General features: G+C 68.9%; 14 protein-coding genes and 4 pseudogenes. 8 read left to right on the forward strand and 10 right to left on the reverse strand.

The annotated features are described in order from the left end of the window. Window positions 1–46: 46 nt before the first annotated feature. The 3 genes and pseudogenes from ACZ6TD_RS47135 to ACZ6TD_RS47145 all read right to left on the reverse strand — a co-directional run. Window positions 47–229, reverse strand: a pseudogene (locus ACZ6TD_RS47135) (PLP-dependent transferase); the annotation flags it as partial. Then, window positions 226–1,407, reverse strand: a complete 1,182-nt coding sequence (locus ACZ6TD_RS47140) for a cysteine desulfurase family protein (protein WP_471348314.1) — start codon at window positions 1,405–1,407, stop codon at window positions 226–228. The pseudogene ACZ6TD_RS47135 and the gene ACZ6TD_RS47140, both read right to left, overlap by 4 nt. After that, a complete protein-coding gene (locus ACZ6TD_RS47145) occupies window positions 1,404–2,081 on the reverse strand; it encodes an ArsR/SmtB family transcription factor (RefSeq protein WP_471348316.1) in 678 nt (225 codons plus the stop codon). The genes ACZ6TD_RS47140 and ACZ6TD_RS47145 overlap by 4 nt, the downstream gene beginning before the upstream one ends. A gap of 72 nt (window positions 2,082–2,153) precedes the next feature. Here ACZ6TD_RS47145 and ACZ6TD_RS47150 point away from each other — a divergent pair, with 72 nt between their 5' ends. After that, complete coding sequence (locus ACZ6TD_RS47150) at window positions 2,154–2,591, forward strand: MBL fold metallo-hydrolase (protein ID WP_471348318.1); 438 nt, start codon at window positions 2,154–2,156, stop codon at window positions 2,589–2,591. Window positions 2,592–3,015: 424 nt separating this feature from the next. Continuing rightward, the gene (locus tag ACZ6TD_RS47155) at window positions 3,016–6,945 is read left to right on the forward strand and encodes a WD40/YVTN/BNR-like repeat-containing protein (RefSeq protein WP_471358876.1); all 3,930 of its coding nucleotides are present in this window, start codon (window positions 3,016–3,018) and stop codon (window positions 6,943–6,945) included. A 453-nt stretch (window positions 6,946–7,398) separates the two neighbouring features. Here the strand turns inward: ACZ6TD_RS47155 and ACZ6TD_RS47160 are convergent, their stop codons facing one another. Further along, entirely contained in the window at window positions 7,399–7,785 is a 387-nt protein-coding gene (locus tag ACZ6TD_RS47160; protein ID WP_471348320.1) for a GNAT family N-acetyltransferase, read from the reverse strand. Window positions 7,786–7,916: 131 nt separating this feature from the next. Between ACZ6TD_RS47160 and ACZ6TD_RS47165 the strand changes: the two genes are divergently transcribed. From ACZ6TD_RS47165 to ACZ6TD_RS47175, 3 genes are all read left to right on the forward strand, one after another. Then, the gene (locus ACZ6TD_RS47165; RefSeq protein WP_471348321.1) at window positions 7,917–10,211 is read left to right on the forward strand and encodes a WD40 repeat domain-containing protein; all 2,295 of its coding nucleotides are present in this window, start codon (window positions 7,917–7,919) and stop codon (window positions 10,209–10,211) included. A gap of 263 nt (window positions 10,212–10,474) precedes the next feature. After that, complete coding sequence (locus tag ACZ6TD_RS47170) at window positions 10,475–11,770, forward strand: ISL3 family transposase (protein ID WP_471348322.1); 1,296 nt, start codon at window positions 10,475–10,477, stop codon at window positions 11,768–11,770. A gap of 158 nt (window positions 11,771–11,928) precedes the next feature. Continuing rightward, window positions 11,929–12,555 carry a TetR/AcrR family transcriptional regulator gene (locus tag ACZ6TD_RS47175; RefSeq protein ID WP_471348323.1) on the forward strand — a complete coding sequence of 209 codons (627 nt, stop codon included), beginning with the start codon at window positions 11,929–11,931 and terminating at the stop codon, window positions 12,553–12,555. A gap of 51 nt (window positions 12,556–12,606) precedes the next feature. Here ACZ6TD_RS47175 and ACZ6TD_RS47180 read toward each other — a convergent pair whose 3' ends face one another. From ACZ6TD_RS47180 to ACZ6TD_RS47200, 5 genes and pseudogenes are all read right to left on the reverse strand, one after another. Continuing rightward, window positions 12,607–13,407 carry an SDR family NAD(P)-dependent oxidoreductase gene (locus ACZ6TD_RS47180; RefSeq protein WP_471348325.1) on the reverse strand — a complete coding sequence of 267 codons (801 nt, stop codon included), beginning with the start codon at window positions 13,405–13,407 and terminating at the stop codon, window positions 12,607–12,609. A 176-nt stretch (window positions 13,408–13,583) separates the two neighbouring features. Next, entirely contained in the window at window positions 13,584–13,883 is a 300-nt protein-coding gene (locus ACZ6TD_RS47185) for a PNPOx family protein (protein WP_471348327.1), read from the reverse strand. 427 nt (window positions 13,884–14,310) lie between these two features. Beyond that, window positions 14,311–14,544, reverse strand: a pseudogene (locus ACZ6TD_RS47190) (transposase); the annotation flags it as partial. Between the two features lie 339 nt (window positions 14,545–14,883). Then, complete coding sequence (locus ACZ6TD_RS47195) at window positions 14,884–15,105, reverse strand: hypothetical protein (protein WP_471348329.1); 222 nt, start codon at window positions 15,103–15,105, stop codon at window positions 14,884–14,886. A gap of 242 nt (window positions 15,106–15,347) precedes the next feature. Continuing rightward, window positions 15,348–15,806, reverse strand: a complete 459-nt coding sequence (locus tag ACZ6TD_RS47200) for a hypothetical protein (protein WP_471348331.1) — start codon at window positions 15,804–15,806, stop codon at window positions 15,348–15,350. A 299-nt stretch (window positions 15,807–16,105) separates the two neighbouring features. Here ACZ6TD_RS47200 and ACZ6TD_RS47205 point away from each other — a divergent pair. Both ACZ6TD_RS47205 and ACZ6TD_RS47210 read left to right on the forward strand, forming a co-directional pair. Next, window positions 16,106–17,373: pseudogene (locus ACZ6TD_RS47205) on the forward strand (IS701 family transposase); the annotation flags it as partial. A gap of 175 nt (window positions 17,374–17,548) precedes the next feature. Beyond that, a protein-coding gene (locus ACZ6TD_RS47210; protein ID WP_471358677.1) for an IS5 family transposase occupies window positions 17,549–18,372 on the forward strand; the annotation gives its coding sequence in 2 pieces (ribosomal slippage) (window positions 17,549–17,903 and window positions 17,903–18,372; 825 coding nt in all). A 20-nt stretch (window positions 18,373–18,392) separates the two neighbouring features. Here ACZ6TD_RS47210 and ACZ6TD_RS47215 read toward each other — a convergent pair. After that, the gene (locus ACZ6TD_RS47215; protein WP_413105569.1) at window positions 18,393–18,992 is read right to left on the reverse strand and encodes a YdcF family protein; all 600 of its coding nucleotides are present in this window, start codon (window positions 18,990–18,992) and stop codon (window positions 18,393–18,395) included. 136 nt (window positions 18,993–19,128) lie between these two features. On the opposite strand from ACZ6TD_RS47215, the pseudogene ACZ6TD_RS47220 reads away from it, so the two are divergent. Then, a pseudogene (locus tag ACZ6TD_RS47220) lies at window positions 19,129–19,599 on the forward strand (ISAzo13-like element transposase-related protein); the annotation flags it as partial. Between the last annotated feature and the right edge of the window lie 236 nt (window positions 19,600–19,835).

Genomic DNA, 19,835 nt, shown 5'->3' on the forward strand with positions numbered 1-19,835 from the left:
GGCGACTGAGCATGCCGCCCCCGCCGCGCGTCTGCGCGTCCACGATGCGTTTCTGCTCCCCGGTGGCCAGCCCCGGATAGTGGACGCGAGCGACGCGCGAGTGGGTGGCGAGGAAGGCGGCGACAGCCTGCGCGGTGTCGTTCTGCGCGCGGACCCGCACGGGCAGGGAGCGGGCGAGGAGGAACGCGGTCGTCGGACTCCTCCGAACCGGGCTGGTCGACCCGGTCATTGCGCGGCAGCCGCCCGGATGAGGGCCGTTGCCGCTGTCTCGATGTCGTCTGGGGTGGTCCAGCGGCCCAGGGACAGCCGCAGGGTGCCGAGCGCGCGGGCTGGGTCGAGACCCATGGCGGTCAGCACGGGGGAGGCGGTGTGGGTGCCGCTGTGGCAGGCCGATCCGGTGGAGGCCGCGATCTGGCCTGCGGCGGCGAGGAGCTCGTGGCCGAGGATGCCCTCGATGCTGATGTTCAGGGTGTTCGGCAGGCGCTGCTTGTCGGGCCCGTTGAGGTGGACTCGGCCGGGCAGCCCGTCGGTGAGCCGCTGGTGGAGTTCGTTACGCAGGGCCGCGATGTGGGCTGGGGCGCCGGCGGCGAGGTCGGCGGCCGCTATTTCGGCGGCGGCGCCGAGGACGACGGCCAGGGCTACGTTTTCGGTGCCGGCCCGCAGGCCGCGTTCCTGGCCGCCGCCGTAGACGACCGGCTCCAGCCGTACGCCGTCGCGCACGTAAAGAGCGGCGGCGCCCTTGGGCGCGTACATCTTGTGCCCCACGATCGTGAGCAGGTCGACACCCAGTTCGCCGACGTCGAGGGGGATCTTGCCCACGGCCTGGGCGGCGTCGCAGTGGAAGAGCGCACCGTGCTCGTGAGCGAGGGCGGCGAGTTCGGCGACCGGCTGCAGGGCGCCGGTCTCGTTGTTCGCCGCCATCACCGACACCACCACCGTGTCCTCGGTGAGCGCGTCGGCCAGTGCTGCCGGAGAGAGGAGCCCGTCACCATCGACGGGCAGCACCGTCACGCGTGTGCCGTGCAGCCTCTCCAGCGCGGACGCTGTCTCCAGTACGGCGGGGTGCTCGGTGGCCTGGGTGATCAGGTGCGGACGCGGGCGGCCGGAGGCGAGGACCGCGCCGCGCAGCGCGAGCAGGTCGGCCTCGGAACCGGAGCCGGTGAATACGATCTCGCCTGGCGCGGCGCCGATCAGGTCGGCGACGTGGGCTCGGGCCTCAGCGAGCGCCCGTCGTGGTGTGCCGGCGTAGGGGTGGCTGCTGGAGGGGTTGCCGAAGAACTCGGTCAGGTGCGGCCACATCGCCTTGCTGACTCGCGGGTCGACGGGGGTCGTGGCGTTGTAGTCCAGATACACCGGCCCACCCGCGAGTCCCGGGTGCGGCGGGAGCACGTGGTCGGGGCCGCTCACGTCAGCTCGGCGGCGTCGACGGGCAGCTCGGACAGGCGCCACTCCAGCATGCCGTCGTTGAGACGGATTGCCCGGCGGCCGCGGTCGGTCAGCAGCCGCACGGCGTCGTAGGCCAGGACGCAGTACTCGCCGCGGCAGTAGACGACGATCTCCATGTCCTCGGGCAGCTCGTTGATCCGCTCGGCGAGCTCGTCGACCGGGATGGAGATGGCGCCGGGAATGTGCCCGGCCTGGTACTCCTCCACAGGGCGCACGTCGAGCACGACGACGCCCCCGGCCGCGATACGGACTCGCAGTTCCTCACGGCCGAGCTCGGTAGCGCTGTCCTCGCCGAGGTAGGCGTCACGGGCGGCGGGCACGGCGGCCTGGTGGGATTCGGCGACCTTGCGCAGCAGTGCGAACAGCTGGGCGACGTCGTCGCCGGCGAGCCGGTAGTGGATGCGCACGCCGTCGCGGCGGGTGGCGACGAAACCGGCCTGCTTGAGGGTCTGCAGGTGCGCCGAGGTGGTGGTCAGGTTCAGCCCGGCCGCCTTCGCGAGCGCGTCTACGGTGCGCTCGCCCTGGGCGAGCAGATCCAGCAGTTCCAGACGCTTTCCGCTGGCCAGGGCCTTTCCGCTGGCTGCGAAGGCGTCGTACAGCCGCTCCTTCGTCCCGCTCTTCGTGTGCTCCGGCATGACATCCTCCATAAATCCATGGATTGCTGTAGACGAGTCTGAGGGTCGTGACCACACCCCACTCCCAAGATCTTGGCGGACGCCGCGGGCTTCGCGGACGATCACCTCATCCCGCTCGGCGACCAAGGACTGGGCAACAGCGCCTACCTGCTCGACCTCGGTGACGGACGCGCCCTGACCATGGACGCCGGCCGCGACCCGCGCACCCTGCACGCAGCAGCCGAGCGGCGAGAGCTGCGCATCGCGTTCGCCGCGGACACACATCTGCACGCCGACTTCCTCTCCGGCGCCGTCCAGCTCGGCCACGACGAAGGCGCCACGATCCTGGCCTCGGCGGCCGCGCGCCGCGCCTGCGTCCACCAGGGTCTGGTGGACGGCGACGAAGCCGACCTGGGCGGGCTGACGCCGCGAGCCGTGGCCACCCCGGGACACACCGACGAGCACCTGTCCTTCCTGCTGCTGGACGGCTCCCTTCGGTCCCCGAACTCATCGGCGTCGTTTTCGTCGTAGCCGGCCTCGCCCTGGCCCTCGTCGTCCGCCTCGAACGATGCCCCGAACGCGTCCGCTCGTCGTTCCCGTGCCGTGGATTTCCCCGCCACAGGGCGGGCGCCCAAGCACGGCACGGAGTTACGCTTCGTCGGTCCCGACACCTGGGGTCAGCCCGATGCTGCGACCGTGCAGGTCACCGACCGCTCCGGCTACCGGCCTGTCAGGCCGGGGACGTCGACCTGCGCTGCGCCGATGATGAGAGACTCCCGGCCGCAGATGTATGTCCGGGCAGGCACCCGGCACACCCCGCACACCCCGCAGACGGGCGCGCGCTGCCGCGCCCCGGGCCCGGCTCGCGGGCTCTCGTTCGTCGTGATGCACTTGAAACAGGACGCAATCAGGCTCAGCAGGTCAGGTCAGCCGTACACGTCGATGGAGCGAGGTGTTGGCGGTGGAATGGCTGCCGATCGGTCCGGACTTCGTGTTCACACCACGCGATGTGGGTTTCCAGCGGTTGTCCCGGCGGAACGAAGCGGGACGCCAGGGATTCGTGCAGGACATCGCGGTGGATCCGACGAACGCCTCGACGATCTACGTCACCGAACGGCCGGGGTCCGGAGGCACGTCCGCCTTCCGGACGCGTGACGAGGGCCGGTCCTGGACGCCGATCGCCGACTCGTTGCAACAGACGGACCCCGACGTCGATCCGTTCTGCGTCGCCGTGAATCCGGACCACCCGGAGATCATCTACCTCGGTACCTACTGGCACCGCACGGTGCATGTGTCCGACAACCGCGGAGAACCCGGCTCCTGGAGCACGGGCCACTCCCTCGGGGGGAGGGTCCGCAAGCTGATCGTGGACCCCAGGACCTCGTCCGATCCGACGACGACCGTGCTCTACGCGGCGACGGAGGACGGGTTCTACCGCTCACCCGACGGCGGCGTCAGCTGGAGCCTGGTCCTCGGCGGCCACATCAGGGGGCAGGCCGCCTGGATTCCGCGAACCGGCACCGCACACTTCTACGCGGGCGTCACACGCACCGGGATCTTCCACACGACCGACCCCGCGGGTGGCGCCGCCGCCTGGACCAACCTCAGCGCGGCCGGGATCGGGCTCCCGGCCTACACCCCGGCGTCGGCCATGGCCCCGGAGGCTTTCGACATCATCCTGCTCGACTTGTGCCCGCGGGATCCGTCGCGCGTCTACGCCTGGCACACCCGCGCAGGCGAGTCCGTGTCGCTCCACACCACCGCCGATCCGCTGGTCAGCTGGTCGCAGGTCCCCTGGACGGGACAGCCATCACCCTTCGACTACTACGGCATGTCGTTCGCCGTCGCCCCGAACTCGCCCGGCGACGGGGTCAACGACATCCTGATGTTCGGCAGCGTCAAATTCGCGCGCTCGAAGGACGCGGGAAGGACCTGGCACGACGAAAACCTCTCGTTCCACCAGGATCAGCACGCCATCGCCTTCGCCCCCCTCGCCCCGTCCCCTGGCTCGATTCCGGCGACCTACATCGGGTGTGACGGGGGAATCGGGAAGAGCGCCAACTTCGCGGACCCGGCCTATGCGGTCGAGGCGCCACCGGCTGACTTCAACGAACTCGAACTGCTCTCGGACTCGGCCGCCTGGCAGAACCTCGACCACGGCAAACAGAGCAGCGCGATCTACCAGTTCACCTCCGATCGCCGACTCCCCGCCCTCACCTACGTCGGCTGCCAGGACACCGCCGTGAACGCGGGAACGGGCGCACTGGGGTGGCGGGGGCTCTCCGACGGCGACGCCGTTCAGGTGGCCATGGCACCGGGGCCGAACGGAGTGGTCCTGTGGGCCGTGGGAGCGCTGTACGACGGCTGGCCGGGCTATCGCGTCGTTCGCTTCGACGATCACCGTGAGCCCCAACTCGACGCCAGTTTTCCCACACTCGACGGCAGGCTGATGGCAGCGACCAGCCCGTTCGTCGTCGGGCTGGACGACAGATGCCTCGCCGGCGTGGAGGTCCGGGACACATCGACCACGCTCACCTCCGCCATCACGGCAGCCCCCACCCCACAGGTCGTGACGCCTGCCTCGATGAACAACATCATCGTGGGGTCCGTCGCGACGATCGACGACGGCACCGCCAACGCGGAGACGGTGACCGTCACCGCGACCACGGCGAGCACCTTCACCGCAACGTTCACCATGAGCCACTCCGCCGGTGCCACGGTTGTCCTGACCCGCGCGATGGTCGCGCGCATCGCACAGGACGGCACGGCCACCCGGACAAGCCAGGACTTCGTGCCGTACGGCCATGTGTCGTTCGTGTCCGCCCACCCGGGCGACGCCGACGTCCTCTACTGCGCCACTGACAGCGACGCCAGGAACACCGGGCGTCTGTGGCGAACCACTACGGGCTCGACGGCCGGGCCGGCCACGGTGTGGTCCGAGATCTCCGCCAACCGGCCGTCACCGGTGGAGATCCGCTCCATGACGGTGAACGGATCGGGCGAGGCGTTCGTCGTCACACAGCCACTCACGACCGCCTCCGGTACCCGCACCCCGCTCTTCCGCGTCTCCGGGGGCAGTTGGGAGCCCCAGACGAGTACGGGGTTCCCGGACGGCCCCGGCTACGGCCCCGTGGTCGCCGACCCCCTGAGCCCGGACCTGCTGTACGTGGCGGTGGGCTCCCGTGTCTACCGGGCCGGCCGGACCGACTCGGCATGGCAGTTCTCGGACATCAGCACAGGACTGCCCGGGCCGCAGGTGAACGACCTGTGGGTCGGGAACATCGGGAACGCGACCGCGCCCAGGGTGCTGTTGCGTGCCGCGATTCCCACGCGCGGGGTGTGGGAAGTCGACGTGACGCCGGGAGCCACGAGCCCGCCGGTGGATCTGTACGTGCGGGACAACCTGCTCGACATCGGCTGGCTCCACCCCTCCCCGGACGGCCTCCCCAACCCCTACAAGCCCAGGGAGACGGTCCGGCACTACCACTGTGAGGACATCAAGATCGACGTGCGGCAACGGCACGGCGGTCCGGGGGGCAGCGACTTCTACCAGACGGATCCCGAAGCGAACCCCGTCCCCCCGCTCAGCCATGTGCTGTTCGACCAGGTCCGGGAGAGCGGCTCCGATCTCCCGCAGGCCGGCAAAGCCCTGGTACACGTGCAGGTCCACAACAGGAGCAGCACGCCGGCCAGCGGGGTGCAGGTGTGGGCGATCTACTGCAACGCCTCCGCCGGACTGCCCTCGTTGGCCACGTCCCCCTCCATGGGCAACGCGTTCCCGTTCTGGAGCCAGTTCTCCAGCGACGGCACCATCACCCCCAACCTGCCGGCGGACAGTCCGTGGAAGGCCGTCGGAGTCCCCCAGACGCTGCCGGGCATCGACGCGGCCCACCCACAGGTCGCTTCCTGGGCGTGGTTCATCCCCGAACTGCCGACCGCGGACAACGGCCACGTATGCATGGTGGCGTTCGTCCACAGCCCCGCGGCACCGGTCGGGGAGAACGTGCGGATGAACGTGGACGAGATCGCCCCGACCAACCGTCAGGTCGGGCAGAAGAACCTGCACGCCGGCCCTCGTATCCCGCCCGAACCCGTGCCTGGCAGGGGTGGGGCGCGCATGCGCGAGTACGTGGAGTTCCACAACCCGACCGCGGGGGAACGGCGAACGGATCTCGTGTTCGACCTCCGCGGCCTCCCACGCGAATGGGAGGTCACCTTCCTGCTGACGCCTCTTCGTACCGAAAAGCCGCTGAAGAAATCCCTCTTCGGAGTCTCCGCACGCCGCAAAGCCCGACGGGCAGACCTGCCCGTCAGCCCTGTCCTCCCCACACGGTGGCCGACCAGGCCCCGGGGGATCCGGCCACGCAGCTGGATCCGCTGGCTCCGGCAGGTGTGGAGCATGCTCCGGTGCGTGCTGCGGAACGTGGCCGCGCGGCTGATCCGGCGCCCGACAATGCTGTGCGTCCCGGAAGGGACGCCCGTGATCGAGTTGCCGTCCTTCGCGCCCATCGTCCACCGGGCCGAGCCCTCGGCGTCGGCAGGCGTCCGTGGAGTCCTGCTTCCGGCCTTCGGGAAGGCCGCCGCATACCTCAGCGTCCGAGCGGCGACGGGGCGTCTACCGGCAGGCGCGGAGTACCGATTCGAGGTGCGGCAACGCCTCAACGCCGGAGACGACACGGATGGCCTCGCCGGAGGCAGCACATACGTGGTGAGTGTGGCGGGCCACCCGAAGCAGCACCCACCGACCCAGCCCCCGGACACCGAGGACGAAGAGCGCAGACGCTTCGAGCGCGACATCGAGAAAGAACGTCTGGACGTACTGCCCGTATGGACCCACGAGGCGGTCAAGCGCGCGCGTGCGGAGACCCGCGGGTCGGGAGGTTGAGCCCGCTCCTCCTCGTCCGCCGTGTCCGGCACCGGCCGCCACCTGGCTGCACGGCCAGCGCGAGCGGACTCGCTTCGACTCTGCCCAGCCCGATGGCGTGCCGGTCGCTTCCGTGGTCGACATCTACTGGCGGCGCGCCGGTCTCCGCGTGCATCTGGACCAAGCCGTGGTCCGCCCGCTCCACGGTGACCCCCAGATTCGTCATGCGCTCCGGCGCTCTCCCGGCACCGCGGGAGCAGGTCTTTGAGGGCAGGTGGGCTATCACCCGTTGCCGCTCGGCCTTCACTGTGCGGCGAAGCGGTCGCTGCTCAGCGCGTAAACGGTGCAGGGGCGGCTCAGGACGCTGTCTTCACGTAGAAGTGTGAATCCCAGGCGGCGGGCCACGGTAGTGGAGGCGGTATTGCCGTGGTGGATCATGGCCGTGATCTGTCCCAGCCCGAGTGCGCCGAAGCCCTATGCGAGGACGGCATGTGCTGCTTCCGTGGCGTAGCCGTGGCCCCAGTGCGCTCGGGCGAAGGTCCACCCGATCTCGGTCTCGCCGAGCGTCTCCCACCAGTTGAGGCCGGAGCGCCCGATCGCCTCGCCGGTGCTGGTCAGTTCGACGGCACACAGGCCGTGGCCGCGCTGAACCCACTGTTGACGGATGTCGCGGAGACGCGCTGTGGCCTGCTCGTGGGTGTAGGCGCCGACGAACTGGTTCACCTGGTCATCGATGTGGAGACGCACCCACCAGTCGGTGTCGGCTTCGGAGAGCGGGCGCAGACGGAGGCGTGGTGTGGTGAGCACTGGCCTCGGCCCGACGGGTGGCAGATCACGTCCGCTGTGTGTCGTTGGTTCCATTCGGGGTTCTCCCTGTCTCTGGCTGTGATCAAGCATGGAGGCGGGAACGGCACCTGATCCAGCAGCGCGTCAGCGTCGTCGGCCTGCGGGACGTGCGTGCGCTCCCCGAACTCGACTTGCACGACCCCCGAGTGCAGGAAGCGCTGGCCGAGTTCTCCGCGCCGCTGCGCGGTGTGGACAAGGACGAAGTAATTGGCGAGCATCATCGTCGGCGACAGCGCGAGCGACGACGTGCCCGGAATGTCATCGCGCTGTTGTCCGTCCTGCTGTTGATCGCCGTCGGTGCGGGAATCGTCGCGTTCGTGCAGAGACAACTCGCCGCCGAGCGAGCCCGAACGGCGACCGCGCGACTGTTGGCCTCCACCGCAGTCAACGAAGCACCGGAAAATGCGGCGAAAGCCGCCCTGCTTGCGGCCGAGGGCTACAGGCTCAACCCGGATTCGCAAACCAGATCAGCACTCTTCCGTGTACTCAATGACAATCCGGACTTGGTCCGCCAACGCGCGCTCGCCGCCCCCGTCGCGTCCCTTGTCGCTTCCGCGAGCGGGGTCGCGTTCGCTGGCAGCACCGATGGCCGGCTGATTCGGTGGGATCCGCGCAGTGACACGACCACCGAAACGCGACTGGGTAAAAGCCCGATCACCGACATCGCGACCGACGACGAGGGCTCGGTCGTGGTGGCCAGCGATGGTCGGAACGCAGTGCTCTGGCGCCCCGGAAAGGAACCGAAGAGGCTGGGCCACCCCGCACCTGGACCGATTGCAGTCTCACCGGATGGTGCGATTGTCGTCGTGCTCCCCGATCCCTTGAGCGATATTCATCGGCTTAGTGTGTTCGAGGCGTCGACCGGGCGGCAGACAAGGCAGATCGAATCCGACGGCTCCTGGGACAAGGTGGGTTTCTCCGGCCCACACACGATCGCACTGGTCGACGAAGCGGGTAGGTGGCGGCGCCTGCGCCTGCCCGACCTCCGGGTTATCTACCGGCAGGACGAGCAGGTGTTTCCTCCGACGTGGGGTGAGCGCGCGACGTCAGGAGATGGCTCATTCACCGGCTACGTAGGCTACGGCGGCGGGGACGTCATATCGACGGCCGGCCCACCCGACGCATGGACTCACTTCAAGTTCAGTAGCGGGTTCACTCCAGCCGCGCTCGCGATTCGTGGTGACGGTAAGAAGGTCGCCGCCGCCGGCGGCGGGCGGCTATTTCTTGCCGATCCCGTTGCCAAACGTGATGGCGATGCCAGCCTCGAGTTGACCGGCGGTGGCGGCGCCGAGCAACTGGCGTTCATCGGTGAATCCAACCGGCTCGTCTCCGCAAAGGGCACGACATTATCGCTGTGGGACCCGGATCAGCGTTCCAGGATTCGGCTGGATGCCGGAAACTTGGAAGTACCTGATACGCCGCGTTCGAGCCAACAGACCCGCATGGCAATCTCACCCGACGGCCGGCGAGCACTGATCGTGGGAGGACGGGGTGATATCGTGCTGCACGATTTGCGCCGTGGCCCGGACGCATCGATAACCGTGACCTCACCTCCGACTGTCTCGGACCCGACACGGGGACCGAGCACCTTCTTCCCCGACTGGACGCCGGATGGCACGCCCGTGCTGATCGATGACCTCGGCTCTCTCTACACGGTCCAGGGCAGCCACACTAAGCAACTCGTCAAGGGGCAAGGGGCATACGACGTCGCCGCACGATTGACCGCCGATGGCGAGCGGCTGTCCTCGGTCAGTGAATATGGCGGCATGAGCAACCTACGGCTCAGGGACAAGCTCTATATCAACCATGTCAACGGCAACATCGTCCAAGAGGGCGGCCCCGAGAAGGTTCACATAGCCGCGATCAGGCCTGAGGGGCGGTACGCCGCATGGATCACCCCGGATGAGGGTGGGAGTGGTCACCTTACCGTCGCCGATAGCGAGCAAAGACGAAAGGTCAATGTCCCGGGCCAAGTCAGTTCGGTCGCGTTCGCGGGCAATCGGCTGCTTGTCGGCCGCCCTGGTGGGTCGCTGGAGATTCGGGACCTTCCCGGAACCGAGCTGATCCGGAGGATCTCCGGCGATACCGAATTCTCCATTCCGATGGCGTGGGTGCCGGGCACGTCGTTCGTCGGCTGGTTGCGCAATGACGGCAACGTGGTCCTGATGGATATCGACACCGGCGCAACGCTCGGGAAACTCGATGTTCCGGTGGGTAGGACGTTCGCAAACGACCGTTGGGGTGCGACCGCTCTCGTAGGCGTCGGGAAGACCGGTGAACTGATCGCGGCCTCGCCGAACGGCAAGGTGGCCCGCTGGGCGATCAACGATCGGGCGTTGCTCGATCTTGCGTGCCGATTCGCCAGCCGAGATCTGAGTGCCTCGGAGTGGCGTGAGGTGGTCGGCACCGATCCGCCCGGCGATCTACGCTGCCGGCGGTAGCTGATCAGAGGCGGTTCGGGGAAGGCCTCGCCACGCGTGGGAGCAATCCGTGATGGCGTTGACCGTCGCCGAACTCGCCCCACTCACGCCGTGGTTCCTGCGCCTGCGGAATACTCCCGAGATGTGCCCCCTACTCTTCCCTGGTACGGATAGGGGCCCTGCGGCCCGGCGGGGAGGGCCGGTGCCAGGCGGGCGGCATAGCGGGTCTTCGAAGTTGAGCGGTGTGTGGCCTTGAGTGGGCTGATCGACTGTCACGTTGTGTTTTGCTGCTCGGCCTGGACGGCCTGGCCGTTGCGACGGTGGAGCGGCTGGAGGACGGCACTCGCAGGGTGCATCTGGTCACCACGGACCACGGCGCGCGGGCCTGTCCCGCGTGCGGGGTGTTCGCCACGAGGGTCAAGGGCCCGGCGGTCACCCGGCCGCGTGATCTGCCCTGGGGTGAGCGCGACCTGCAGTTGGTGTGGCACAAGCGACGCTGGTACTGCACTGAGCCGTTGTGCCCGAGGAAGTCGTTCACCGAGCAGGTGAGCCAGGTCCCGACCGGGGCACGGATCACCACCCGACTGCGGGAGGCGGCCGGGCGGCGGGTGCGCGATGCCGGGTCCACCGTCGTGCAGGCAGCCCGCGACCTGCGCTTGTCCTGGCCCACGGTGATGGACGCCTTCCGCACCGCCGGGCAGCAAGTGACCGCTGCCGCGCTGGAGCCGGTCACGGTGCTGGGGATCGACGAGACCCGCCGCGGCCGCGCGCAGTGGCGGCAGAACCCGGACACCGGCCGGTGGGAGCCGGTGGTCGACCGCTGGCACACCGGCTTCGTGGACGCATTCGGTGTGCAGGGCCTGCTCGGCCAGATCGAAGGCCGCGCGCCCAGCGACGTCCTGGCCTGGCTGGCCGGCACCGATCTGCAGTGGCGCAAGCAGATCCACTACGTCGCCATCGACATGTCCGCCGGCTACCGCGCCGCCATCCGCACCGGCCTGCCGCACGCCACCGTCGTGGTCGACCACTTCCACGTCGTCCAGCTCGCCAACAAGATGCTCAACATCGTGCGCTGCCGCACCACCGCCAGCCTGCGCGGCAGGCGCGGCCGGGCCACCGATCCCGAGTGGAAGGCCCGCCGCCGGCTCCTGCGCAACCGCGAAGACCTCACAGACGCCCAGTTCAGCACGATGTGGAACGCACTGATCAACGCGGGCACCCTCGGTATGACGCTGCTGACCGCCTGGATCGCCAAAGAGCGGCTGCGGGACCTGCTCGCCACAGCCCGCACCAGCGCCGACCGGAGCCACATCGGACACCTGCGCTGGAAGTTCCTGACCTGGTGCGTCGACTCCGACATCCCCGAGGTCCGCCAGCTCGCCACCACCATCGACCGCTGGTGGGCCGAGATCGAAGCGTTCATCCACACCGGCCACAGCAACGCCAAAAGCGAAGGCATCAACCGCGTGATCAAGCTCGTCGCCCGCGCAGCCCACGGCTTCCGCAACCCCACCAACCAACGCCTACGCACACGCTGCGTCACCACCCGCCGAGCCCGCGGACACCTCCGCACCGCCTAAAATCGAAGACCCAGTAACGCGGGCACGGCGGGACATCGCAAGGGGCCGGTACGCGCGCGCGTACCGGCCCCTTCGCCGTGGGTGCGGCCGCCGGCTGGGCCGCCCGCTGGGTCGGCCGGTTGTCTACGGTCGTAGATGGCGGGTCGTATGCTCGTTCCATGAGTGGTGGACAGGCGCCTCGCCGGCGGGATGCGGTGGCGACACGCGAAGCGATCCTGGCGGCTGCGGTGGTGGAGTTCACCGAGCACGGGTACGACCGGGCCGGGGTACGGCAGATCGCCGAGCGCGCGGGCGTCACGGCGATGATGATCAACCGCTACTTCGGATCGAAGCAGGGCCTGTTCACCGAGGCGGTGGATCGCCTCTTCGGGCCGCCGACGGTGGTGGGCACCGAATCCCGTGGCCTGACGGGGGCGATGGCCCGGTCGCTCGCCGAGCGCACGAGTGCGGGTGCCGAGCGCCTCGACCCGTTCCTGCTGATGCTCCGCTCCGCGTCGGACCCGGAGGCCGCCGCCATCCTCCGGCAGGGGATCGAGACGCACGTCGGCGCCCGGCTGGCGGGACTGATCCGCGGCCCGGAGGCCGAGTTGCGCGCCCAGTTGGGCCTGGCACTGGCCGCGGGGACGTGGCTGCTGCGCACGGTCGTCGGCGTCGGCGCGCTGGCGGACGCCGACGACGACCGGCTGGCGGAGTTGCTGGCCGCGATGCTCCAGCCGGTCACGGACGGGGCGGAGGCTCGTGGCGCCGAGCCCCGTAGCGCCGAGGACGGGGGCGGCGAGGTGTAGCGGGCGGATGCGCCGTCGCCGCCGTGCCGGGTCCGCCGGGATGTCGCTGACTCAGAAGGCCGAGCGGATCAGGCCGCCGTCCACCCGGATCGTCGCTCCGCTGACGTACTGTGCGTGCGGCCCGCACAGGTAGGCGACGGCCGCGGCGATCTCGTCGGGTTCGCCGAAGCGGTTCTGGTCGTTGGGGATGAGCGCCTCGACGGCGTTGGGGTGGATGTCGTCCCAGGTCTGCCCCCAGCCGCGGTCGGGTCCGATCTGGGTGACGAGGGTCTTGACGCTGTCGACGAGGATCGCGCCGGGGGAGACCACGTTGGAGGTGACGCCGGTGCCTTTGAGGTCGCGGGCCAGGGAGACCGCCAGGTTGTGCCGGGCGGCGAGGGTCGCGTTGTACTGGGGGTGGGTGTTCATCGGCTGGGAGGCGAGTCCGCCGCCGATGGTGATCACGCGGCCCCAGCCGCGTTCGCGCATGGCCGGGACCAGGTGCTGGATCATCCGCACCCCCGAGACGACGTTGACGTTGTAGGTGTCGTTCCACTCCTGGGGAGTGGCGTCCGCCCACGACAGGTGCCGGTAGAAACCGGCGTTGTTGACGAGGATGTCGACGGGTCCGTCGGCGGTGGCGGCCCGGGCGGCGTCGGCGGCGCCTTCGTCGGTGGCCAGGTCGCCCAGCGCGGTGTCGGCCGTCCCGCCGGCTGCGCGGATCGCCGCCGCGACGGCCTCCACGCGGTCCTTGTCGCGTCCGTGGATCACCACGGCGGCGCCCTCGGCTGCCAGCATCCTGGCGGTCGCCTCGCCGAGCCCTGCGCTGGAGCCGGTGACGAGTGCGCGCTTGCCGGTGAGATCGAGGTTCATGGTGCTGAGTCCTTTCCGTCGGCCGGGCTGCCCTCGCGCCCTGTTCGTGCGAGCGGCGGCCGGCCACATCTCCAAGTATACACTCGTAGACTTATTGGATCGGCCGGCCCGAACAGGCCTCCCACCTGCTATGATCCGTCGCGGACGGGTGCCTTGCCACGCCCTGGGGCGTCGACTCAGAAGGTGTTCTCCAGGGCGACGATCGGGTGGCGGCGCCGCCGCCCGGTCACGTTGGCGTACAGGTCACCCAGGCGGGCGAGCAGGTACTTGCGGCCGAGCAGCCGGCGGACCTTCTCCGCGCCGTCGGCGTCGAGCAGCCGGCCGCTGCCCACCGCCTCGGCCGCGCCGGCCTTGATCCGGCCGCGCACGTCGCAGACCACGACCTTGACCCGCGGATCCGCCCGCAGCCGCTTCGGCGGCCATCTCGGCCGGGGCCTGACTGTGGCGGAAGCGGCCACCGCCAGCCGGCAGATCACGCGGCCGGGTGACCGCCGGGCCCTTGACCCTCGTGGCGAACACCCCGCACGCGGGACAGGCCCGCGCGCCGTGGTCCGTGGTGACCAGATGCACCCTGCGGGTGCCGTCCTCCAGCCGCTCCACCGTCGCGACGGCCAGGCCGTCCAGGCCGAGCAGCAACATCGCATCGGTATCGTTGTCCAAGCCCGTGGTTTCCGGTGATCGTTCTGCGTAGAGAACAGAAATGATCACCCACGGGCGTCCTGCTGTCGGGGCCACCCAACACCCCGGGACTCACACAACGTGACAGCCGATCAGCCCACTCAGGGCCACACACCGCTCAACTTCGAAGACCCGGCATAGCCGACCTTGGGACTGGTGGGCTCCATGTCAGTGGGTGACGTTGCGTCCGTTGGCCTGAGTGTGACTTCTGGCTTGGACGCCCTTCCGGACGAAGTGAACCCGGCACCTTAGCCAGGCCGCGGCGAGGAAAACGGTGCGGATGGCCGCCACCGGACCGCTGTGGCTGTCGGAGATGACCAGCTGGACGTTCTCCAGGCCGTAGGCCCGCAGCGAGGGCAGGAACTTCGTCCAATACGGCTTCGACTCACTGTCGCCGACCATCAGCTCGAGGATCTCGCGGTGCCCCGTGACGGAGATGCCGGTGGCAATGACATCAGCTCAGACTGGGACAGGCCATCGCGTGCTCCTGCGGTTGAACTGGTCGGTTGTCAGGGAGACTTGCGCGATGGCCGGCCCTTGTTCAGGGAGATGCACCACCAACGGATGCACGCCCCGGGCAGACACCCGTGTGTTCCGGGACCCCGCCCGGCTACACCACTTCATGGGATGCGATCAGGAGCCCTGCGCCTTCCCCAGGAGGGTGCAGGGCTCTTCGCCGTCCGGCGGGGCGCAGGAGAAAGACCTGCTGCAAACGAGGCGACGGGGGAGCAGACCGCCTTGCCCTGGCCGCAGCACCCAGTTGCCAAGCCCTACGGCATGAGTGGCCTCCGAGCAGCGTCAGGAAGAGATGACGGGGCCGTTGGGGACGGCGTCCAACACGACCGCGCTCACGGTGACGATCTTGTCCCAGTCGAAGGAGTACTTGTCGAACACCGCCGCGCTGGTGATCCCGCGCTTGACGCCGTTGATGACAAGGTCGCCGGTGGGGGCGTCGGGACGCGAGGTCGTCCGGGGTCGCGGCGGGAGGGGAGCTGCCGCCTGACATCGTCGCGGTCGCACGGGACGCCGAGCTGTCACTCGACTGCGTCGAGGTTGAGGTGGACGGGCCCGTCGATGACGCGGATGGTCCGTCGACCGAGCTGACGCATCGGGCAAGGACGAGGATCATCACGAAGAACGACCACCAGAGCCAGGACGACGAGCAACCCGCGACGTCCTCCAGGGCGCGGGGCCGGAGTCCCCGCACTGCTGTCTGCCATCCGTTCCTCCGGCTGAGTTGTGCGCCCGTGTACGCGACACGCCTACGGTTGGCTCCCGGTGGCGGCGGGCGGGTCCGGCGGGGCGGGAGGAGTCGGCGGATCGGCCGGGGCGGGTTGCGGCGGGCGGCAGCGGAAGTAGGCCCAAAAGGCCAGAGACAGCGCGCCGAAGCCGATGAACAGCGCGAGTGTGGACGCGAACGCGGGTGCGGTGCCCTGCCTCACCACGTCCCGCCGGTTCAGCACCAGCAGGTGCACGAAGCAGATCACCGCCACCGCGTAGACGCCCAGCCAGGCAGGACGGCTCCAGGCCAGCAGGCGTCGCCCGTCCGTCATATGCAGCGGTATCAGCCCGAAGACGAGAGTCTGCACGCTCAGCAAGAAGACGGCAGACAGCACGGCGTCCAGCATCCGCACGGGCAGCCAGGTCCCGTCATGCGTACGCTCCAGGGCCACCCAGGCCAGCAGCGCGACAGCGAGCAGGCAGAGCGTTCCCGCGAGCACGCTGCGTCCTTCGTCCTCGTCCGACAAGCCGACGCCTGGCCTCGTCGGCCGTTCCGTACCCGGCGATGAGGCCGAAGACATAGCCCGGCACGAATCCGGCCACCACCGACAGCAGTGTGCAGAACGCGGCCAGGGCGAGTCCCAACGGAAGGAAGGACAAGGCACCGGTTACACCGTCCGAGAAGCGCCGCGCGAAGGACTCCACCACCACTGCGTAGGCCAGGGTGGTCACCGGGAAGGCCACTGGTAGGACTCCGTTAAGTCTTCCGGTTCGGCCTGTTCCAAGGCATGTTGGGTGGATGGACGCACATGAAGTGAACCGTGTCCGGGCGAAGTTGGCGTTATTCGTGGCTGATGTGTTCGCGTCGGTGCGCAAGGACCAGCGGGCCAAAAGCGACTGCTACCTGCGGGGACTGATGCTGGACGGCCGCCGCAAGTCGATCCAGGCCATGGCCTCGCGGCTGCCGGACGGCAACGAACAGAACCTGCAGCAGTTCGTGAACCAGTCCACCTGGACCCGGCGCCGGTGCAGCGGCGGATCTGCGAACGCGTGCTGCCACTGGTCAACCCGACGGCCTGGGTGATCGACGACGTGTCGCTGCCCATGGACGGAAGAATGTCGGTCGCCGTGGCTCCGCAGTACTGCGGAGCTCTGGGCAAACGCGCCAACTGCCAGGTCGCGGTCAGCGTCCACGCCGCCAGTGACACGGCCTCCTGTCCACTTCAGTGGCGGCTGTTCCTGCCCAAGGAGTGGGCGGCGGACACTGACCGCAGGACCGTCACCCGCATCCCGCCCGAGGCCGGGCACCGCGAGAAGTGGCGGCTGGCTCTGGACATGCTCGACACGCTGGCCGGATGGGGCATGAGGCCGTCGGCCGTGGTGGCCGACGCCGCCTACGGCACCAACGCCCACCTGCGGGCCGGCCTGGCAGAGCGGGGAATCGACTACACGCTGGCCGTCCGCGCGGACGTGACCGCCCATCCATTCGACACCCAACCGACAGCCCCGGCCCGCAAGGGCCCCGTCGGCTGCTGGCCCCAGCCCCGCTACCGCCACCCCGCACTCTCAGTGGCAGCCCTTGCCACCGGCCTCGGGCAGGAGGCGTTCACCTCCCTCGCCTGGCGGCAGGGCTCACGCGGCGAGTTACGTTCCCGCTTCGCCGCCGTGCGCGTCCGCCCGGCCGGCAACGCCGTCGAGCGCCCTATCCGGGCCGCCGCTTCGGCCGAACAGGGCTGGTGGGACGGCATCCTGCCCGACTGCTGGCTGCTGGTCGAATGGCCCGAAGAGGCCGAGGCTCCCACCGACTACTGGCTGTCCAACCTGCCGGCCGACACCGCGATCGCCGACCTGGTCCGCCTGGCCAAGGTCCGCCGGCGCATCGAGCACGACTACCGCGAACTCAAGCACGGCCTGGGCCTGGACCACTTCGAAGGCCGGTTCTGGCCCGGCTGGCACCACCACGTCACCCTCGTGACCGCCGCCCACGCCTTCCTCACCGAACAACGGCTGGCCCCAAAAGCACCTGGACCGCACTCACCCTCTACCAGATCCTCGACGCCCCCAAGACATCCTGAGGTGCTGGACCGGCACCTGCACCACTTGCCTCCAGCCCCTCCCCACCAGCCCCTCCCCACCAGGACCACAACACCTAGATCAAGACAGACCTGACGGAGTCCTATGAGAACTCCTAACGCAATGATCTCTGAGGTGGTTGGATCACTCCGGAGCTGGTGTTCTGGGGGTGCGGGGTGGCGCGGCCGAAGCCGTGGAAGTCGACGACGAGCTGTGGGCGGTGATCGAGCCGCTGTTGCCGAAGGTGGAGCGTCGGGCCCGGTATCCCGGGCGCAAGCGTCATCCGGACCGGCTGGTGTTCCAGGGCATCCTGTTCGTGCTGCACACGGGGATCGCCTGGGAATATCTGCCGCAGGAACTCGGCTTCGGTTCGGGTATGACCTGCTGGCGCTGTCTGGCCGAGTGGACTGAGGCCGGGCTATGGCGCCGACTGCACGTGGTGCTCTTGGCCAAGCTCCGCAGCGTGAACGCCCTGGACTTCTCCCGGGCGGCGGTCGACGGCTGTCATATCCGAGCGTTAAAGGGGGCTCCAAGACCGGACGAAGCCGCGTCGACCGGGGCAGGACGGGCAGCAAACACCACCTGATCACCGACGCCACTGGAATCCCACTTGCCGTCACCCTGACCGGTGGCAACCGCAACGAGGTCACTCAACTCATCCGGTTTCTGCAAGCTGTGCCGCCGGTGCGAGGCAAGCGTGGCCGGCCCCGACGCCGCCGGGATGTGCTGCTGGGCGGCCGGGGCTATGATCACGACAAGTACCGCCGTCTCGTCTGGGATCTCGGCGTGAAACCGTTGATTGCCCGCCGCGGCACCGAGCAGGGCTCCGGTCTGGGTATCCAACGCTGGGTCGTGGAGCGCGGATTCGCCCATCTGTACTCGTTCCGCCGCCTGCGGATCCGCTGGGAGATCCGCGATGACATCCACGAAGCCCTCCTCACTCTGGGATGCAGCATCATCTGCTGGCGTCGGCTCAAGAACCATCACCTGTGAGGCCAAGCGACAGCGGCTGTCTACAGCGAGACCTTCCGCTCCTCGGCTTTGAGGCCGCGGAGTGTCCAAAGTCCGTACAGAGCCAACAGCGGTTTGACGACCATCCACTCGCCAGGGCGGTAGTCATCCGCGCGCACCAGCCTCTCTGCAAGATCGGGGCGCTGCCGCCGCAAGTACGCACGGGCCTTGAGCGCATGAGCCGGCTGGGAGGCGATCTTGATGCGATCCACGTCTTCAAGCAGTGGGATCACGTTCGTGATGTTCTCCCACGTCGTCGCGCTTTGGTCTTCGAGGAGCACCGTGCCATCGAACTCAAGCACCGACTTCGCGTAGTCAGCCATCAGCTGGGCTTCCGCAACACCGCCGCCAGCCGCACCGCCGCTGAAGATCACGCAGGTCCCATTCGCACCGTCAGCGGCGATGGAGCGGATTCCAGCACGGACTCGCCATCGGTTGATCAAGTTCGCCGTCGCTTGGGGATTCCGGTACCCGCACACCACCACGGCCGTGGAGGCGCCCCCGCTATTCCCCACGAGAGCTCGAGACCAACGCCAGTTCAGCCACTCGCCCCAGGCCAGGGCTGCAACCCCAGCTATCGCTAGTCCCGTCCTTCGCCGCATGCGGCGACTCTAGGACACCTCGGTATCAGGCCGCCAAGGAACCAGCCATGCTACAGACGACGCATTCTGTTATGAGTTCTAAGGGCTTGCAGGGAATCAAGTCGTGGCTTCCAGCTGCGGGGATCGTTGTTCTGGTATGGGGAGACCGGAGGGGATCGAGGCCGTCCTGGCCGCGAAGTTCCAAGCATTGTTGCCGCACCTGGACGAGCGACAGCGCCGGCTTGCCATAGGGGCGGAAGCGAGGTCGTTGGGGCATGGTGGGATCAGGCTCGTCGCCGCTGCGGCCGGGGCCCGGGAGGGCACGGTCTCACGCGGGGTGGCTGAACTGGAGTCTGGGCAGGCGCCGTTGCGGCGGGTCCGTCGTCCTGGCGGAGGCCGGAAGAAGGCCAGTGAGCTGGACCCGGGGCTGCTGCCCGCGCTGCTGGCATTGGTCGAGCCCGACGAGCGGGGCGATCCGATGTCGCCGCTGCGGTGGACGACGAAGTCGACCCGGAAGCTGGCAGCGGAGCTGACCCGGCAGGGCCACCGGGTCTCCGCCGACACGGTCGCCGGCCTGCTGCGGGAGGAAGGTTTCAGTCTGCAGGCCAACGCTAAGACCATCGAAGGCGGCTGAACGCCGGCTTACTCTTCACCGCCACCCACGCCCCAACGCCGCTCTACTACGTCTTCGGCGACCTGAAAGTACTGACCCCCTCCGAGGTCCGTCACTCCAGCATGCATACCCGCCACCACCCCAGCGGAGCCTGGACCTTGGTCGCCACACACCGGGCCCATCCCTTCGAAGAAGTCTTCGGGAAGGACACCGCCCTGGCCGCCTGAGGTCAGCCAGCCGCCTCCACCATC

This window comes from Streptomyces yongxingensis, from assembly GCF_055597465.1.